16 protein-coding genes are annotated in these 15,928 nt (G+C 53.3%); 11 read left to right on the forward strand and 5 right to left on the reverse strand.

What is annotated here, in order from left to right; translation table 11 throughout:
- Positions 1 to 65 precede the first annotated feature (65 nt).
- From DFO57_RS17780 to DFO57_RS17790, 3 genes are all read right to left on the reverse strand, one after another.
- Complete coding sequence (locus DFO57_RS17780; RefSeq protein ID WP_110015557.1) at positions 66 to 1,049, reverse strand: LacI family DNA-binding transcriptional regulator; 984 nt, start codon at positions 1,047 to 1,049, stop codon at positions 66 to 68.
- 160 nt (positions 1,050 to 1,209) lie between these two features.
- On the reverse strand, positions 1,210 to 1,872 hold the full coding sequence (locus tag DFO57_RS17785; protein ID WP_041457429.1) for an OmpA family lipoprotein: 663 nt from the start codon (positions 1,870 to 1,872) through the stop codon (positions 1,210 to 1,212).
- A 115-nt stretch (positions 1,873 to 1,987) separates the two neighbouring features.
- On the reverse strand, positions 1,988 to 2,548 hold the full coding sequence (locus tag DFO57_RS17790; protein WP_026020892.1) for a DNA-3-methyladenine glycosylase I: 561 nt from the start codon (positions 2,546 to 2,548) through the stop codon (positions 1,988 to 1,990).
- Positions 2,549 to 2,758: 210 nt separating this feature from the next.
- Here DFO57_RS17790 and DFO57_RS17795 point away from each other — a divergent pair, with 210 nt between their 5' ends.
- The 4 genes from DFO57_RS17795 (at position 2,759) to DFO57_RS17810 (ending at position 6,162) form a co-directional block, all read left to right on the forward strand.
- Positions 2,759 to 3,364 (forward strand): hypothetical protein, encoded by a 606-nt coding sequence (locus tag DFO57_RS17795; protein WP_014332935.1) that lies wholly within the window; start codon positions 2,759 to 2,761, stop codon positions 3,362 to 3,364.
- A 172-nt stretch (positions 3,365 to 3,536) separates the two neighbouring features.
- Positions 3,537 to 4,073 (forward strand): primosomal protein DnaT, encoded by a 537-nt coding sequence (dnaT, locus tag DFO57_RS17800; protein ID WP_014332936.1) that lies wholly within the window; start codon positions 3,537 to 3,539, stop codon positions 4,071 to 4,073.
- The gene (gene dnaC / locus DFO57_RS17805) at positions 4,073 to 4,813 is read left to right on the forward strand and encodes a DNA replication protein DnaC (RefSeq protein WP_013023975.1); all 741 of its coding nucleotides are present in this window, start codon (positions 4,073 to 4,075) and stop codon (positions 4,811 to 4,813) included. Before dnaT ends, dnaC begins: the two co-directional genes overlap by 1 nt.
- A 215-nt stretch (positions 4,814 to 5,028) precedes the next feature.
- Positions 5,029 to 6,162 (forward strand): ROK family transcriptional regulator, encoded by a 1,134-nt coding sequence (locus DFO57_RS17810; protein ID WP_013023974.1) that lies wholly within the window; start codon positions 5,029 to 5,031, stop codon positions 6,160 to 6,162.
- A 6-nt stretch (positions 6,163 to 6,168) separates the two neighbouring features.
- Here DFO57_RS17810 and DFO57_RS17815 read toward each other — a convergent pair whose 3' ends face one another.
- Positions 6,169 to 7,125, reverse strand: coding sequence for a LacI family DNA-binding transcriptional regulator (locus DFO57_RS17815; RefSeq protein ID WP_014594951.1), 957 nt, complete (start codon positions 7,123 to 7,125; stop codon positions 6,169 to 6,171).
- A gap of 290 nt (positions 7,126 to 7,415) precedes the next feature.
- Here DFO57_RS17815 and DFO57_RS17820 point away from each other — a divergent pair, with 290 nt between their 5' ends.
- The 7 genes from DFO57_RS17820 to DFO57_RS17850 all read left to right on the forward strand — a co-directional run bounded on the left by DFO57_RS17820 (position 7,416) and on the right by DFO57_RS17850 (position 14,984).
- Positions 7,416 to 7,730: a PTS sugar transporter subunit IIB gene (locus DFO57_RS17820; protein WP_013023972.1), complete on the forward strand. Its 315-nt coding sequence runs from the start codon at positions 7,416 to 7,418 to the stop codon at positions 7,728 to 7,730.
- Between the two features lie 12 nt (positions 7,731 to 7,742).
- Positions 7,743 to 9,080 (forward strand): PTS cellobiose transporter subunit IIC, encoded by a 1,338-nt coding sequence (locus DFO57_RS17825; protein ID WP_013023971.1) that lies wholly within the window; start codon positions 7,743 to 7,745, stop codon positions 9,078 to 9,080.
- 12 nt (positions 9,081 to 9,092) lie between these two features.
- Positions 9,093 to 10,475, forward strand: coding sequence for a glycoside hydrolase family 1 protein (locus tag DFO57_RS17830; protein WP_019104660.1), 1,383 nt, complete (start codon positions 9,093 to 9,095; stop codon positions 10,473 to 10,475).
- A gap of 10 nt (positions 10,476 to 10,485) precedes the next feature.
- Complete coding sequence (locus DFO57_RS17835) at positions 10,486 to 10,788, forward strand: PTS lactose/cellobiose transporter subunit IIA (RefSeq protein ID WP_014332939.1); 303 nt, start codon at positions 10,486 to 10,488, stop codon at positions 10,786 to 10,788.
- A gap of 184 nt (positions 10,789 to 10,972) precedes the next feature.
- Positions 10,973 to 12,352: a carbohydrate porin gene (locus DFO57_RS17840; protein ID WP_042678080.1), complete on the forward strand. Its 1,380-nt coding sequence runs from the start codon at positions 10,973 to 10,975 to the stop codon at positions 12,350 to 12,352.
- A 508-nt stretch (positions 12,353 to 12,860) separates the two neighbouring features.
- Complete coding sequence (locus tag DFO57_RS17845; protein WP_014594947.1) at positions 12,861 to 14,162, forward strand: MFS transporter; 1,302 nt, start codon at positions 12,861 to 12,863, stop codon at positions 14,160 to 14,162.
- A gap of 15 nt (positions 14,163 to 14,177) precedes the next feature.
- Positions 14,178 to 14,984: a substrate-binding domain-containing protein gene (locus DFO57_RS17850; protein ID WP_014594946.1), complete on the forward strand. Its 807-nt coding sequence runs from the start codon at positions 14,178 to 14,180 to the stop codon at positions 14,982 to 14,984.
- Here DFO57_RS17850 and DFO57_RS17855 read toward each other — a convergent pair.
- The gene (locus tag DFO57_RS17855) at positions 14,959 to 15,858 is read right to left on the reverse strand and encodes a LysR family transcriptional regulator (RefSeq protein WP_014332944.1); all 900 of its coding nucleotides are present in this window, start codon (positions 15,856 to 15,858) and stop codon (positions 14,959 to 14,961) included. The genes DFO57_RS17850 and DFO57_RS17855 overlap by 26 nt on opposite strands.
- Positions 15,859 to 15,928 lie beyond the last annotated feature (70 nt).

A 15,928-nucleotide genomic window follows, 5' to 3' on the forward strand; every position in this document is an offset into this window, starting at 1 on the left:
GTATTCCGCAAATTAAGCATCCCGCGAGACTACCACAGCCATACAACATGGCAAAAACGTTCGCGTTACTGGGGAAATTGCAGCCAGGGTTGCCACAGTACTTGTAACTCCGCCAGCGGTGCTCCTTCCAGCAGCCGCATCACCATCATCGCAACCTGCTCGCCTCTCTGCTGCTCGCTGGCCTGCCGAATGGCGATAACCGGATGATCGATAATGGCGTCGACCGGTAGCCCATCCCATGCCACTAAGGCAACAGCAGTATCACCCTCCAGGCGGCCCGCCTGCTGTAAGGCCACGAGCGCGCCTTCCGCCAGGGCGCTGCAATCGGTGATAATGGCCTGAGGTTGCAGCCCCTGTTCCAGCCAGTCTGTGGTTTGCTGATAGCCCGCCCGGCGCGACGGCGCAACCACCGCCGTGGCATAGGGCGGTACGGAATCCATTGCGTTGAGGTAGCCCTGGCGACGATCGCGCACAAAGGTGCAGGTTGTATTGCCCCCGAGCCAGGCGATGCGTTGCATACCCAGCGCCAGGCAGTGTTTTACCGCCAGCGCCGAACCTGCGGCGTTATCAACATCGAACCAGGCATGATTCTGCTCTGAATCACTGCGTCCCAGCGTAAGAAAACTCACGCCTTTCTGCTGCAGGCTGAGCAGGCGCGCGTCATGAGGTGACGTGTGCGTAACAACAATGGCATCCACTGCCCGGCTGCGCAGCATGCGAATCAGTGAACGCTGCCCGTCATGCAGTTTATCTGTTAACAACACGAGATCGATATCGTGTTGGGAAAGACGCTGATCGAGCGCCAGTAATATCTTGTTAAAGTGCGTATCGTTGAAAGCGGGTGTGGTCATTGGATAAACCAGGCCAACCGCATTGGCACGGCCGGTTTTCAACCGTCGCGCTGCAACGTTGGGACGGTAGCCGCGCCGCTGCGCTTCTTCTTCCACGCGCTGCCGCGTTTGCTTTGCCACATCTTCATAGCCGTTGAGTGCCCGGCTCACTGTGGTAACGGAGAGACCCAGTACTGACGCAATGGCTTTAAGTGACATGATGCGTTATCCATTGTTCAATTTGAACCATTCTTGCATAAAGCGTTGACAGGCACCGTGCGCAGGTTCCCAACTGGAAACCTTACCCATTTTATTACCAAAAGCCGTCGAAAAAAGGACAGCGAGTCTGACTTTGCCCCCGGCGACGGGGGCGAGATGATCAATTTAACGGACTGAGCGTGATTTCAACGCGGCGGTTCTGTGCCTTACCGGCTTCAGTGCTGTTGGTTGCAACTGGACTGTCTGGACCTGCCCCCTGGGTATGCAAGCGGTTGCCGGCTACACCCTGAACGATCAGCGCGCTGGCCACACTCTCTGCACGCTGCTGCGACAGACGCATATTTAAAGCACGCGAGCCGGTGCTGTCCGTGTGTCCCACGACATTCACGGCGGTTTTAGGATACTCTTTTAGCACCATAGCGACGCCGGTCAGCGTATTAGCGCCCGCCGGTTTCAGGCTGCTGCTACTGGAATCAAAGGTCACATTGTTCGGCATATTCAGCACGATGTTATCGCCCTGACGCGTAACGCTAACGCCGGTTCCCTTCATTTTGTCACGCAGCTTCGCTTCCTGAACATCCATGTAATAGCCCACGCCGCCGCCTAACGCCGCGCCGCTTGCTGCACCGATTAACGCACCTTTGCCCCGATCTTTCTTCGAAGAGGAAAGCACGCCAACGCCAGCACCCACTAATGCGCCCAAACCTGCGCCTACACCGGATTTTCCCGCCTGAGACTCACCGGTATAAGGATTAGTTGTACAACCTGATACCACCAAACTACCGCTCAACAGCACGGTGAGAGCAATTAACTTTTTCTGCATTATTTGTCCCTTAGATTCATCACAACGAGGCACCTTGTCCCCGGTTGGCATTGATTATGCCGCGCAAAAGTGAGGAAAATCCTGAGACAATGTCTTATTTTGTAAAGGATCGACGTTAAATGTTGTCAGGATGACAAAAGCAGTTGGTTTGATGATCGTTTATCAGGCCGCAGGCCTGCATAAATGAATAACAAATTGTCGGGCCGATGAATTTAAAACCACGGGTCTTTAGCGCTTTTGAAAGCGCGATAGCCTGCGCAGAAGTGGTGGGGCTTTGTTTGTAATCGGCAACATGATTGACGACAGGCTGATTATCAACGAACTGCCATACAAAGTGGGCAAAATCCTCCCCTTTTGCTTCCATTGCCAGCATCGCCCGGGCATTAGCAATAATGGCCGCAATTTTTCCGGGATGACGAATAATGCCGCTGTTTTGCATCAGTTGGGCGATATCCTGATCGTCCATCTGCGCAATGGTTTGCGGTTCAAACTGGTGAAACGCGGCGCGGTAATTTTGGCGTTTTTTCAGTACGGTAATCCAGGATAGCCCAGCCTGCTGGCCTTCCAGACAAAGCATTTCAAACAGCGCCTGCTTATCCCTCTGCGGTCTGCCCCACTCGTCGTCGTGATACGCCAGATAGACAGGATCTTGCGTTACCCAGCCACATCGTTGCATCGTGTTTTTCCTTTTATGCCAGGCCATGTTTATTGCCTCGATAGTAGAGGGAATCCTCCAACATTTGAACCCGAGTCACAGTAAATTGCGAGGCCGCTTCGGTTATCCGCTGCAGTCATGCATTTAGCTGAACCGATCACGCATAAAAAGCGAAGGCAGCGATAACGAATGTAAATACAATGATAACGATAGTCATTTTCAGGTAACTCCATGCGTAACAATGTCATCCTTATTGGGCGTGAGCTCACCGTATTTCTTTTTGCTTCTCTGTTTATCACCTTCATGATCGGCCCCATCTATATCGATGTGGTCTGGATGAATAATGCGCTGCACGAAGCGTCTTTTACCGAAACCGCGCAGGAACTGTTGTTATTCAGTCTTGCCGCACTGTTTTTTATTGCCGCCCGTCATCGGCCTGCACAACGCGGTGGATTAACCCTAATTGCCGGTTTTTACAGTTGCATGCTTATTCGTGAACTGGATTTTTTCTTCGATCTCATCCGTCATGGTAGCTGGGTGTGGTTTGCGCTGGCGATCGCGCTGGGCAGTTTAGCGGTGGCCATGCGTACCCCAAAGCAGACCCTGAGCGCGCTGGCCGATCTCCTCAGGCACAACCGCTGGCCCGTTATGGCTGCCGGATTGATGATCGTGCTGGTTTTTTCCCGACTGTTTGGGATGAACACGCTGTGGTCTCACCTGATGCCCGATCACTACAATCGTGGCGTAAAAAACATGGCCGAAGAAGGCGTGGAATTACTGGGCTACAGCCTGTGCTGGCTGGCCGGGCTCCGCTATCTGTGGCAAACCCGTCGCTAAAAGCGTAAGACAGCTTACGCCACGTCCGCCCAGCCATTGTGTGAACGCATCCGGTTGGGTGGAAAACCTCAACGCTTTTTCAGCGATCCCGCGCGTTAAAAAAGGTACAATATCCGCTTCTGCACTGGAAATTTTATCCGGTGTTCGGTGTAAGTTAACCGCAGGTCTTTTCATGTCAGTCAAAATCTTAACGTCAACGCTTATTGGTCTTGAGGCTTTCCGTCAGGATCCGCTCAGCGCCTTGCAGCAGGCTGAAGACGGCACGCTGGCGGTGCTGGAAAATTATACGCCCGTAATGTATGCCATTACGCCAGCGCGCCTCGCGCGGCTACTGGCACTTGAGGCCGCCGCCCAGCAACCCAGTGATGTGGCGCTGGACGACAGCCTGTATGACGATGTTTCTGCTACGCTGCATACGCCGGTGGGTAAATTCGCCATGTATGATGGCTGGCAGCCGGACGCTGACTTTACGCGACAGGCGGCCATCTGGGGCGTTGCACTAAGCGAACCGGTGACGCCAGCTGAACTGGCTGCCTTTGTGGCCTACTGGCAGGCGGAAGGGCGTTTGTTTCATCATGTGCAGTGGCAGCAGAAGCTGGCACGCAGCCTGCAAATGAATCGGGCGGCCAATGGCGGACAACCCAGACGTGACATTACACAGTTGCCAAATCCTGACAGCACAATTCCTGATGGTTTCCGGGGTGAATAATGAAAACGCCGAACGATCTGTTTAACCGTCTGAAACGAATGATGCCCGCGGGTACCCGACCCAAGTTCACAAACGGTGAAGAATTACTGGCCTGGAATCAGGAACAGGGCCGTCTGCGATCAGAATCTATCGTGCGCGAAAATCGTGCGATGAAAATGCAGCGCATCATGGGCCGTTCCGGCATTCGCGAGCTACACATCAACTGCTCGTTCGATAACTATCGGGTTGAAAACGAAGGCCAACGCAAAGCGCTGGAACTGGCTCGCCAGTATGCGGCCGAATTTGATGGCAGTATTGCCAGCTTTGTTTTTTCTGGCCGTCCAGGCACCGGCAAAAACCACCTGGCAGCCGCCATTGGTAACGATCTGATTTTACGTGGCAAGAGCGTGCTAATCGTTACGGTGGCAGATCTGATGTCGAGCATGAAGGGCACTTTCAGCGGCAGCAGCAATATTACGGAAGAACGACTGATTCAGGATCTCAGCAGCGTTGATTTGCTGGTGATCGATGAGATCGGTATGCAGAGTGAATCGCGCTACGAGAAAGTGATTATCAACCAGATTGTGGACCGCCGTTCCTCCTCGAAACGCCCGACGGGCATGCTGTCTAACCTCGATCACGCCGGGATGAATGCGCTGCTGGGTGAACGCGTTATGGATCGCATGCGGCTGGGCAATAGCCTGTGGGTTCGCTTTGACTGGGAAAGCTACCGTAGCCGCGTTCGCGGTGATGAATACTGATTTGGCTGCCCGCGAACGCGGGCCAGCTCTTTACCTTACCGTTACACAATCCTGTGGCCTGGCACCCATTTCTGACTTAATTCTCTCGCCCTGAGGCCGTCGCCGTTTGGCAGGCTTATCTGCACGATGCTAAGTTTTGATTAGACATCAAACTAATAAGACTTCATCGTTGGTGGCAAATCTGCTGCCGATTTCCACACCTGGGGTAATCCGCCATGAAAGTGACTGGCAAAGGGCCTGCATTAATGCGGCTGAATAATCAAAAGCGGGTCATGGCGCAACTGCGCCAGCGCCGTATCACGTCGCGGCAGGACCTCGCGCACATCCTGGCAATCAGTAAAAATACCGTGTCGCAGATTATTGATGATCTGCTGGAACAGGATCTCGTGCAGGAGCTGGGAAAAGCCAGTGTCTCTGCGGCAGGTCGCCCTAAAATCCAGATTACCCTGCGTCCGGAAAAGCTGGTCAGCGCCGGCATAATGGTGGAAAAGAACCTTATCCACTGGCAGGTTTGCGATTATTTCTCTCAACCCCTGGCGGAACAAACCCTGCGGACAGATACCAGCCGACCGGGGCCACTGTTAGCGGAGGTGACCGCCTTATGTGAAAAACTCACCGAATCCTGGCCGGGCCTGCTGGGCATCGGGCTGGGCTTTCCTGGCGTCGTCGATCCCAGACGGGGCTGGATGCATTTATCTACCCATCTGGGCTGGCAGGACGTTGATCTGGCGAGCAACCTGCGTAAGCAGATCAGATTACCGATTCGCATTATGAATAACGTTAAAGCCGCTGCGCTGCTGTCTGTGCAACAACTCAACTTGCCCGCCGAAAGCGGGCATTTTTATTTACGAATTGCCGAAGGAATTGGCGGCGCACTGGTACAGCACGGTGTCGTTTTTACCGGCAACAGCTGGACGGCGGGCGAAGCCGGCCACCTCACTGTCCAGCCGAACGGGCCTCGCTGTAGCTGCAACCGTCAGGGTTGTCTGGAAGCCATGATCAGTAAACCTGCCATTAATCAACAGCTGGCCCAGCGTCAGCCAGGGCTGACCTGGCACAACCGCGACAGCGCGCCTAACGTGGTAAACGAAGTGATGCAACTGGCGGGAAACTATCTGGGTATCGCGCTCAGCCAGATCATGCTGTTGCTCAATCCGGCCAACATCATCATTGATTGCCCCTGGAGCGTCAGCCCAACATTTTGTCAGGCCGTACTTAATCAAACCCAGGCCAACAAGCTGGCATTCATTGCCGCTCACACTCAGGTACATTTTCTGACGTCGCACCTTGCACCGGCAACGGGACTGGCGCTGGCGATTATTGAGCAACAAGAGCAGCGAACGGACTAAGGGCGCTCAGCGCTGGCGAAAGTCAGGGATAATCAGGTCACCCCGCATGACATAAGAGTCCAGTACGCTACGCGTCTGTTCAGTCAGTGCCTTAACGATGCGCGCTGCCATCGCGTCCATCGAGTACTCAATCGCCGGAATAGTCGGAATGCCGGGCAAGTTCAACGAGCCCGCCAGACTGAAGACCATAATGTCGTCGGGAACCTTTTTGTTGAACGCCTGCAACTGGGGAATGACTTTCTGCGCCTGTTGTTCATCCGCCACCAGCAATGCGCTGAAATTCAGCGTGGACGCGTTATTCAGCAACTCCTGGAGTGCTACCGAGGAGGATGTGGCGTCCATAAACACAAGGTTGCGGTTAAACGGCAGAAAGTTTTTTTCCAGCGCGTGTTTATAACCCAACAGAACCCGATCGGAAAATCCCATTCTGTCAGGATGAATCAGAGCAATCTGTCGACGATTTTGGCTTATCAGGTAGTTGCAGGCGGTTTCGGCGGCAAAGGCGTGATCGAACTGAATGCTGTTAACGTCGTCCCCGGCTTCCAGACAATCCACCAGGATAACGTTTTTTTGATTCAGGTTCAGCGGGAAGCGCGCGCCGATAATCAACACATCGTCACACAACCCACAGGTCAGCTCATCAAGGCAGGTCATCACTTCCATCCTGCTGTTCGCGAAACGGAGCAAGAGGTGTTTTTGGTGCTGGCTGAGGTGTTTTTCCAGCGCATAGAGGTAACCGGTGGTCTGGTTAATGTTGTCCTGTGCGCAAATTACGCCAATACAGCCGGTGGTTTGACTGAGTAATGACTGAGCGATCACGTTTGGACGATAACTGAGTTCATCCACCGCTTTTAATACCGCAACGCGGCTGGCTTCTTTTACACCGCGTGACCCACTCAACACGCGCGACACCGTGGCTTTTGACACACCCGCGAGACGCGATACATCGTTGATAGTAGACATTCTTTTCCCCTGAAAACCCCGCTGAATCCCTGAAAAACGCCCTAATCCTGCGGCTCAAATAATCATCACCGGCAGTATAGCTTTTTCGTTTTTTCATGGAAACCGATTTTCCATTTCTTCTCAATTATCGACAATAACTTGAAATTACGTGATCTGAATCGTAAGAAAAATGTTTATTTAACGGGGATCATGATGCCTGTCACACTTCCGTTTGCATCAAATGGAAACCGGTTTCCGTATCATATCAAATCAAGTCTGTAACACGTTTTATACGCAAAGGAGGGTTACTCATGATCAGGATTATGTTGTGTTGTTCAGCAGGAATGTCCACGAGTCTTTTAGTCCGCAAGATGGTCGACGTTGCGAACCAGCGCGGGCTGAGTGTGCAGATCGATGCCTGGGGCGTTTCCGAATTTGATGCGCAGTTTCCAAACTATCAGGTCGTTCTGCTCGGTCCGCAAGTGAAGTACATGTTAACCACGCTCTCAGAAAAAGCTGCCACCCACGGCATTCCTGTCCAGGCCATCAATATGACGGACTACGGCATGCAACGCGGTGACAAGGTGCTGGATTACGCTCTGTCGCTTATTGAAGCGGCACACTAGAAAGGTGTCATTATGAGTTCGTTATATCAGTCGATGGTGACGGTAATTGAACAGTCCATTACGCCACTCGCCGGAAAGTTAGGTCAGCAAAAGTATGTGATAGCGATTCGTGACGGCTTTACGGCGGCGCTACCGTTTATGATTATTGGATCGTTTATGTTGGTATTTATCTTCCCGCCGTTTTCAGCGGACACCACCAACAGCGTTGCCCGTGCCTGGCTGGACTTTTCCATCACTTATCGCCAACAGCTGATGCTGCCGTTTAATCTCAGCATGGGCGTTATGACCTTTTTTATCTCGGTCGGGATTGGTGCCAGCCTGGGCCGCCAGTTTAATCTGGACCCCATCATGTCGGGTTTGCTGGCATTTATGGCGTTTTTACTGGTGGCCGCGCCTTATGCGGATGAAAAGATCTCTACCCAGTATCTTTCCGGTCAGGGAATTTTTACTGCCTTGATTACCGCCATTTACGCCACCCGGGTTTATGCCTGGCTAAAACAAAATAATGTCACGATCCGCCTGCCGAAAGAAGTGCCTACCGGCGTGGCACGCTCCTTCGAGATTCTGATCCCGGTACTGGTGATTATCGCAACGTTACATCCGCTCAACCTGTTTATCGAAGCGCAAACCGGCATGATTATGCCACAGGCGATCATGCATTTGCTGGAGCCGCTGGTTTCGGCTTCGGACTCTTTGCCCGCCATTTTGCTTTCCGTCCTGCTGTGTCAGATTTTCTGGTTTGCCGGTATTCATGGTGCACTGATCGTCACCGGCATTATGAATCCCTTCTGGATGGCTAACCTCTCTGCTAACCAGGCCGCCCTGGCGGCGGGAGCCGCGCTGCCGCATGTCTATCTACAGGGGTTCTGGGATCACTACCTGCTGATTGGCGGAGTGGGCTCCACCTTACCGCTGGCCTTCTTACTGCTGCGTAGCCGGGTGCTACATTTACGCACCATTGGCAAAATGGGCGTGGTGCCCAGCTTTTTTAATATCAATGAGCCCATCCTGTTTGGTGCGCCGGTCATCATGAACCCGCTGCTGTTTATCCCCTTCGTCTGCGTTCCAATGATTAATGCCGTGCTGGCTTATACCGCCACGAAACTCGGCTGGATCGCCCAGGTGGTTTCGCTTACGCCATGGACCACGCCCGCCCCGATCGGTGCCTCCTGGGCCGCTAACTGGGCGCTAAGCCCGCTGGTGATGTGCCTGATTTGTATGCTGATGTCGGCGCTGATGTACTTACCCTTCCTGCGTGCCTATGAACGCAGCCTGATTAAAGCAGAAGAGAAAAAAATCAAGGATGCGCCCCCTGCAGGCCAACCCGTGCCCGGTCATCCACAGGCTTAAGGAGCCCATAAAATGAACTACCGTTTTCCTGAAAATTTCTGGTGGGGCAGCGCCAGCTCGGCGTTACAAGCCGAAGGGGACAGCCTGAATGGCGGTAAAAGCCCTACCACCTGGGATCGCTGGTTTGCACAACAGCCTCACCGTTTCCATCAAGGCATTGGCCCACAAGACACCTCGGGCTTTTATCAGCACTGGCAGCACGATATCGCATTACTAAAGCAGTTAGGGCACAACAGCTTTCGCACGTCGCTGAGCTGGGCGCGCCTGATGCCAGACGGCACTGACGCCGTGAATCCTGACGCCGTGACTTTTTATAACAAGGTCATCGATGCATTACTGGCGCAGGGCATTACACCGTTTATCACCCTGTTTCATTTTGATATGCCTCTGGCTATGCAGGACAAAGGCGGCTGGGAGAACCGTGAGGTTGTGGAGGCGTTTGGCCGCTATGCCCAGCGCTGTTTCGCGCTGTTCGGCCATAAGGTGAAACACTGGTTTACCTTCAATGAACCGATTGTGCCGGTCGAAGGTGGCTATCTTTACGATTTTCATTATCCCAACGTTGTGGACTTCAGACGAGCGGCTAACGTGGCCTTGCACACAGTCCTGGCACACGCGCTGGCAGTACGCGCCTGGCGTAACGGCGGCTACGACGGTGACATTGGTGTGGTGCTGAACCTCACGCCGTCCTATTCACGATCGGCGAATCCGGCCGATGTGCAAGCCGCACATCATGCTGACCTGTTGTTTAACCGCAGCTTTCTGGATCCGGTTCTGAAGGGAGAATATCCCGTGGATCTGCTGAGCTTACTGAGTCAGTACCACCAGCTTCCGCGCTGCCAGCCTGGCGACGCTGCGTTGATTGCCGACGGCATTATCGACCTTCTGGGCGTGAACTATTATCAGCCGCGCCGGGTGAAGTGTCGGGACAGCGCCGTCAATGCTGAAGCGCCCTTTATGCCGGAGTGGTTATTCGACCACTATGAAATGCCAGGCCGTCAGATGAACCCGTATCGTGGATGGGAAATTTACGCGCCCGGTATTTACGATATTCTGACTAACCTGCGGGTTAATTATGGAAACCCGCGCTGTTTTATTTCTGAAAATGGTATGGGCGTTGAGAATGAACAGCGATTTATTCAGAACGGTGAAATTCTGGATGATTATCGTATCGAATTTGTTTCCGAACATCTTAAATGGCTGCATAAAGGGATTCGCGAAGGCTGTCATTGCCTGGGTTATCATATGTGGACATTTATTGATAACTGGTCATGGCTAAACGGTTATAAAAATCGTTACGGTTTTGTGCAGTTAGATTTAGCCACGCAAAAACGTACGATTAAAAAGAGTGGCAAATGGTTTGCTGAGGTTGCCGAAAATAACGGTTTTAATTGAGAGCACGATCATGATTGAACTTGAAGACGCGGTAATGACGATTATTGTCAATGCGGGGCATGCCCGCAGCCTGTGCTTTGAAGCCCTTCAGGCAGCACGAAAGGGTGACGTTGATGAGGCAAAAGCCCGGCTAAAGGAGGCCGACGACTATTCCCGCACCGCGCATCAAATGCAAACCCGATTAATAGAGCAGGACGCAGGTGAAGCCCGCCAGCCAATGACCTTAATTATGGTCCATGCTCAGGATCATTTAATGACCTCAATGCTGGCTCGTGAACTGGCAGAAGAAATTGTTTATCTCTACCAGCGTTAATAAAAAAACATGACAGGAGATCGGCTGAAAAACAAAAAACCTCTGGAAATAACATAATATAAAAATCAACTTGCCCTGGTCATCAATAAACCCGCGCAGGATGGTTATTGTCTGATCATTAACACACGTCGTTATTCGGGTTGAACATCATCAACCCGAATAACGCTGTGCAAACGAGATAGCCATGAATATTATTCGAAAACTTCCATTACCTCTGGCGGTGATAGCCGCGCTGTGCCCTGCCGTCGCCGCTGCACAGGAGTTTACGCAGGAACAGATCGACGCCATCGTCGCCAAAGCCGTTGATAAAGCCCTGGCCGAACGTCAGGCGAAGATGGATGCAGCCGTAGCGAAAAAAACGGACGTGGTGACCGACCCGCAAAGCCCGGCCCAGTCACCGGATATGGCAATCCCCTTTGGCGTCACGTTCAGCGGCTATGCGCGCTACGGTGCGCACTATCAAAGCGGCGATCAGAAATATGTAGCCGTGGACGGTTCTTATAACGGTGCCTCCGGCATTGGCCGTCTGGGCAACGAAGGCAACGGTGGCGAATTCCAGCTCTCCAAGGCGTTTAAAAGCCAAAGTGGGGCTATCTGGGATGTCAATGTGATGATCGATCACTGGGGCGACGAGGTGAATCTGAAAAAGGCCTATGCCGGCGTGACGAATGTGCTGGCATCAAATCCTGATGCCTACCTCTGGGCCGGACGGGACTTTCATCAGCGCCCGCAGCAGAACATCAATGATTATTTCTGGATGAACCATGATGGCCAGGGCGCGGGCGTGAAGAACTTCGATGTGGGCGGGATAAAATTTGACGTGGCCGCCGTCGCTGCCGTGGAATCCTGTAGCCCTGAAGTGCTCAGCGATGAGTCTAATCCCTCGCGCATCACCTGTACGGGAGGTTCAGGTACCGGGGATAAAGGCAACTACGCTGCCACCTCTAAAATTCACGGCATCAAGCTGGGCGCACTCGATCTGGAGCTGTACGCTAATTACGGTTTCGACTCTAAAGCCGTAGAGAGTGAAGACCGCCTGAAAGCCTGGCAGGGTGCGTTTGTACTAAGCCACACTAACGACCATGGCGTGAATAAAGTGATTGCCCGCTATTCTGACAATTCGGATAACAGCGTTTACAGCAAAACCGAGGGCCTCAGCACTGTGTATACCAGCTTTGAGGGTAAGCATCTGTTTAGCCCGCAGGCACAGGTCGAGTATTTGTTGGGTTATCACGACTACGATAGCAGTCGGCTGAAAAGCGATAACCGGAAGAACTACGCCGCAATTGTCCGCCCAATGTATTTCTGGAATGACGTCCATTCCACCTGGCTGGAAGCCGGTTATCAGCGCGTTAACTACGATGAAGGCGGCAGTAACCATGGTTGGAAGCTGACTCTGTCGCAAAATATCGCCATTGCCATGGGGCCGGAGTTTCGTCCTATGCTGCGCTTCTATGTCACCGGGGGCAAAGTGGACAATGCGCGCACCGCTCGCGTGAACGGCAGGGAGAACGAAATACTGGACGACTTTAATCTGGGCGCGATGTGGGAAGCCTGGTTTTAGGCACAACCCGAACAGTGATCTCATCCTGCGGATGACAGACGCGCATTCTGTCTCCAACAACGATAACCCATTGCCGATCGGAGGTTCCCGTATAGGGCCGATCGGCATTGGCCCTTTGCAAACGGCATGTTGTCATCCCCTGTGGTCTGGCGGTCTCAGGTAAGGGCGGGAGATCAGGTCCACGGGCTGCGAGTTTAGCTCCTGCCAGGCCAGCGCCCGGCACGCCCGATAAAACCTGACAATCGCGTTACGCTGCCCGGTCGCCTTCAAAAACCCGTATGAACCTTGTCACAAAACACGCATTCCGTTTTTCCGTGTTTACCGGTGACCGTTTATCCCGCCATGTTGTTAAAGGCTTGTTACACATAGCCTCAGGTAATGGCTTAGGGTTATTGATGCACAGTACGCATTAGTCGATGAGTTTATTGCGCTTATTTACTTTATTTTCCTGATCCAGTCTTCAGCAACAGACGCGGCAAAAAGCGTCAATGATAAACTGGAGATACCGATGCATTCCTCGACTTCACCTATGACCACCCGCGCCCGAACCGGCGCCATATTACGTGTTACCTCAGGCAACTTTCTGGAGCAGTTCGACTTTTTCCTGTTCGGCTTTTATGCCACCTATATTGCTCACACCTTCTTTCCTGCGAGCAGTGAATTTGCCTCACTGATGATGACCTTTGCCGTGTTCGGCGCAGGCTTCCTGATGCGCCCCATTGGTGCTGTGGTGCTGGGCGCATACATTGATAAGGTCGGCCGACGTAAAGGTCTGATTGTTACCCTGTCAATTATGGCGGCGGGCACCTTCCTGATCGTCCTGATTCCGTCTTACCAAAGCATTGGGCTTTGGGCACCGATGCTGGTGTTAACCGGCCGCCTGTTACAGGGTTTCTCTGCCGGAGCCGAACTGGGCGGCGTTTCCGTTTATCTGGCTGAGATCGCCACGCCGGGCCGTAAAGGCTTTTATACCAGCTGGCAGTCCGGTAGCCAGCAGGTTGCCATTATGGTTGCCGCCGCGATGGGCTTTGCCCTGAATGCCGTGCTGGAAGAAAGCGCGATTCGTGAGTGGGGCTGGCGCATTCCGTTCCTGTTTGGCTGCATGATTGTGCCTTTCATTTTCTTTCTGCGCCGCAAGCTCGAAGAAACCCAGGAATTTAACGCCCGTCGTCATCACCTGGCGATGCGCGACGTGTTTAAAACCCTTCTGGCCAACTGGCAGGTTGTGATTGCCGGCATGCTGATGGTGGCGATGACCACCACCGCGTTCTATCTGATCACCGTTTATGCGCCTACTTTCGGCAAGAAAGTGCTGATGCTCAGCGCCTCGGACAGCCTGCTGGTTACGCTGCTGGTCGCCATTTCTAACTTTTTGTGGCTGCCGGTTGGCGGAGCGCTGTCTGACCGTTTTGGACGTAAACCCGTCCTGGTCAGCATGACGCTGATCGCGCTGGCGACCGCGTATCCTGCCCTGACGATGCTGGCTGCTGCCCCCAGCTTCTCCATGATGCTCACTGTCCTGCTGTGGCTGTCATTTATTTATGGCCTGTACAACGGCGCGATGATTCCGGCACTTACCGAGATCATGCCAGCTGAGGTGCGAGTAGCAGGCTTTTCACTGGCTTACAGCCTCGCGACCGCCATCTTTGGCGGATTCACGCCGGTGATTTCAACAGCGTTAATTGAGTACACCGGCGATAAAGCCTCTCCGGGTTACTGGATGAGCTTCGCTGCCGTCTGCGCCTTACTGGCAACGCTGTACCTGTACCGTCGCAGCACGGTCAATCTGCAAACCGCCGTTAAACATTAAGTCAGGGCTTACATAATGAAAATAATTTACCGTTCACTCCTTGCCACGTTGGTTCTTTCGTCGGTCAGCACCGCGGTGCTGGCAAAAGATGTGACCGTGATGATTTCTGGCGGCTTCAAAGCCGCGCTGGAAAAACTGACGCCTCAGTTTGAAGCGAAAAGTGGCGATAAAATTATTCTGGTGTCCGGGCCTTCCATGGGCAAAACCCCGCAGGCGATCCCCAACCGACTGGCGCGCGGGGAAAAAGCCGACGTGGTGATTATGGTGGGCGATGCGCTCAGTCAGCTGGAAAAAGACCGGTGGATCAAACCAGGTTCACGCGTTGAGCTGGCCGATTCGCCGATCGGCATTGTGGTGAAGAAGGGAGATGCCAAACCCGATATCAAAACGGATGACACACTGCGTAAAACCCTGCTGAATGCTAAATCCATTGCCTATTCCGACAGCGCCAGCGGTCAATACGTTAGCAATCAGTTGTTTAAAAAGTTAGGCATTGAAGACAAGGTCAAAGGCAAAGCCCACGAGGTGGAGCGCATTCCGGTGGCGTCTGAAGTGGCAAAAGGCCACTATGCGCTGGGCTTCCAGCAGGTGAGTGAGCTCCTGCCGGTGCCGGGCGTGACCTTTGTAGGCGAACTGCCTGACGACGTGCAGTACATCACCCGATTTGCCGGCGCCGTGCCAGCCAAAGCTGAGCATCCAGAGGAAGGCAAAGCGCTACTTGATTTCCTGGCGTCAGCTCCGGCTCAGGAAGTGGTCCATGCCACGGGCCTGCACTCGGTCAAAGCGCAGCAGCCTGCTAAGCAGAGTGATACCGTTCAGTAATTAGCTTTTCCAGTTCAGCGGCAATGTAGGACTGAATGCGTCCGCTGCGCCGGATCAGGCCAACGGTGCGTTTCACTACCGGATCGGTAAGCGGCAGATGAACCAGCACCGAATGGCCTGATGACGGCATCGACATCGCGGGAACGGCAGCAATGCCGATTCCCGCTTCAACCATCCCTAACATGGTTGTGACATGCCGGGTTTCGCAGATACTCGGACGCGCGGGAACGACATGGCCCAGCGCGGAATCAAGTAGGTTACGATTGCCTGAAGTTTTATCCAGCCCCACGTAATCCTGCTGATAAAACTCTTGCCACGTCAGACTTTTACGGCTGGCAAGAGGATGATCGTGCCGACAGGCAACCACGTAAACATCCTCAACCAGCGGTAAAAATTCAGTGTCAGGCGGCGGATTACCCGAGAAGCAAATGCCAAAATCTGCCTGACCGCTGGTGACGGCCTCTATGACGTTGCCTGCGCTACTGTCAATAATTTTGACACGTACTCTGGGATAGCGGGCCTGAAAGCGGCGGATCACATCCGGCATAAAGTAATAGGCAGCAGACGGCACTGTGGCCACCGTCACCAGGCCTGTTCTGTCCTGACTGACTTTACTGATATCCGCCATAACTTCTTCAAAGTTGATCAGAAGCTGCTCTGAACGTGCGGCAAACGTCTGACCATAAAGCGTCAGCGTGACCCGGCGAGTGGTTCTGTCAAACAGCCTGATTCCCAGTGCCGTTTCCAGCTTCTCGATCCTGCGGCTCAGCGCCGACTGAGACAGGCAGATGGATTCCGCTGCAATACGGAAATTGCCATATTCGACCAATGCGCGAAACGCATAGAGATCGTTAAGATCGAAATTAACGGGCATAGCGGCTGACGTTCCTTTCAACGATGGAGAAGCAAAGACAGAGGGAACTCATAGTGCCTTATCGAATGGC

The organism is Pantoea sp. AG702 (genome assembly GCF_003182295.1).
Classification (GTDB): Bacteria; Pseudomonadota; Gammaproteobacteria; order Enterobacterales; family Enterobacteriaceae; genus Pantoea; species Pantoea ananatis.

Excerpts from the sequence above, each read along its gene's own strand:
- DFO57_RS17780 (WP_110015557.1), bottom strand. The coding sequence starts at position 1,049 with ATGTCACTTAAAGCCATTGCGTCAGTACTGGGTCTCTCCGTTACCACA.
- DFO57_RS17785 (WP_041457429.1), bottom strand. The coding sequence starts at position 1,872 with ATGCAGAAAAAGTTAATTGCTCTCACCGTGCTGTTGAGCGGTAGTTTG.
- DFO57_RS17790 (WP_026020892.1), bottom strand. The coding sequence starts at position 2,548 with ATGCAACGATGTGGCTGGGTAACGCAAGATCCTGTCTATCTGGCGTAT.
- DFO57_RS17795 (WP_014332935.1), top strand. The coding sequence starts at position 2,759 with ATGCGTAACAATGTCATCCTTATTGGGCGTGAGCTCACCGTATTTCTT.
- dnaT (WP_014332936.1), top strand. The coding sequence starts at position 3,537 with ATGTCAGTCAAAATCTTAACGTCAACGCTTATTGGTCTTGAGGCTTTC.
- dnaC (WP_013023975.1), top strand. The coding sequence starts at position 4,073 with ATGAAAACGCCGAACGATCTGTTTAACCGTCTGAAACGAATGATGCCC.
- DFO57_RS17810 (WP_013023974.1), top strand. The coding sequence starts at position 5,029 with ATGAAAGTGACTGGCAAAGGGCCTGCATTAATGCGGCTGAATAATCAA.
- DFO57_RS17815 (WP_014594951.1), bottom strand. The coding sequence starts at position 7,125 with ATGTCTACTATCAACGATGTATCGCGTCTCGCGGGTGTGTCAAAAGCC.
- DFO57_RS17820 (WP_013023972.1), top strand. The coding sequence starts at position 7,416 with ATGATCAGGATTATGTTGTGTTGTTCAGCAGGAATGTCCACGAGTCTT.
- DFO57_RS17825 (WP_013023971.1), top strand. The coding sequence starts at position 7,743 with ATGAGTTCGTTATATCAGTCGATGGTGACGGTAATTGAACAGTCCATT.
- DFO57_RS17830 (WP_019104660.1), top strand. The coding sequence starts at position 9,093 with ATGAACTACCGTTTTCCTGAAAATTTCTGGTGGGGCAGCGCCAGCTCG.
- DFO57_RS17835 (WP_014332939.1), top strand. The coding sequence starts at position 10,486 with ATGATTGAACTTGAAGACGCGGTAATGACGATTATTGTCAATGCGGGG.
- DFO57_RS17840 (WP_042678080.1), top strand. The coding sequence starts at position 10,973 with ATGAATATTATTCGAAAACTTCCATTACCTCTGGCGGTGATAGCCGCG.
- DFO57_RS17845 (WP_014594947.1), top strand. The coding sequence starts at position 12,861 with ATGCATTCCTCGACTTCACCTATGACCACCCGCGCCCGAACCGGCGCC.
- DFO57_RS17850 (WP_014594946.1), top strand. The coding sequence starts at position 14,178 with ATGAAAATAATTTACCGTTCACTCCTTGCCACGTTGGTTCTTTCGTCG.
- DFO57_RS17855 (WP_014332944.1), bottom strand. The coding sequence starts at position 15,858 with ATGCCCGTTAATTTCGATCTTAACGATCTCTATGCGTTTCGCGCATTG.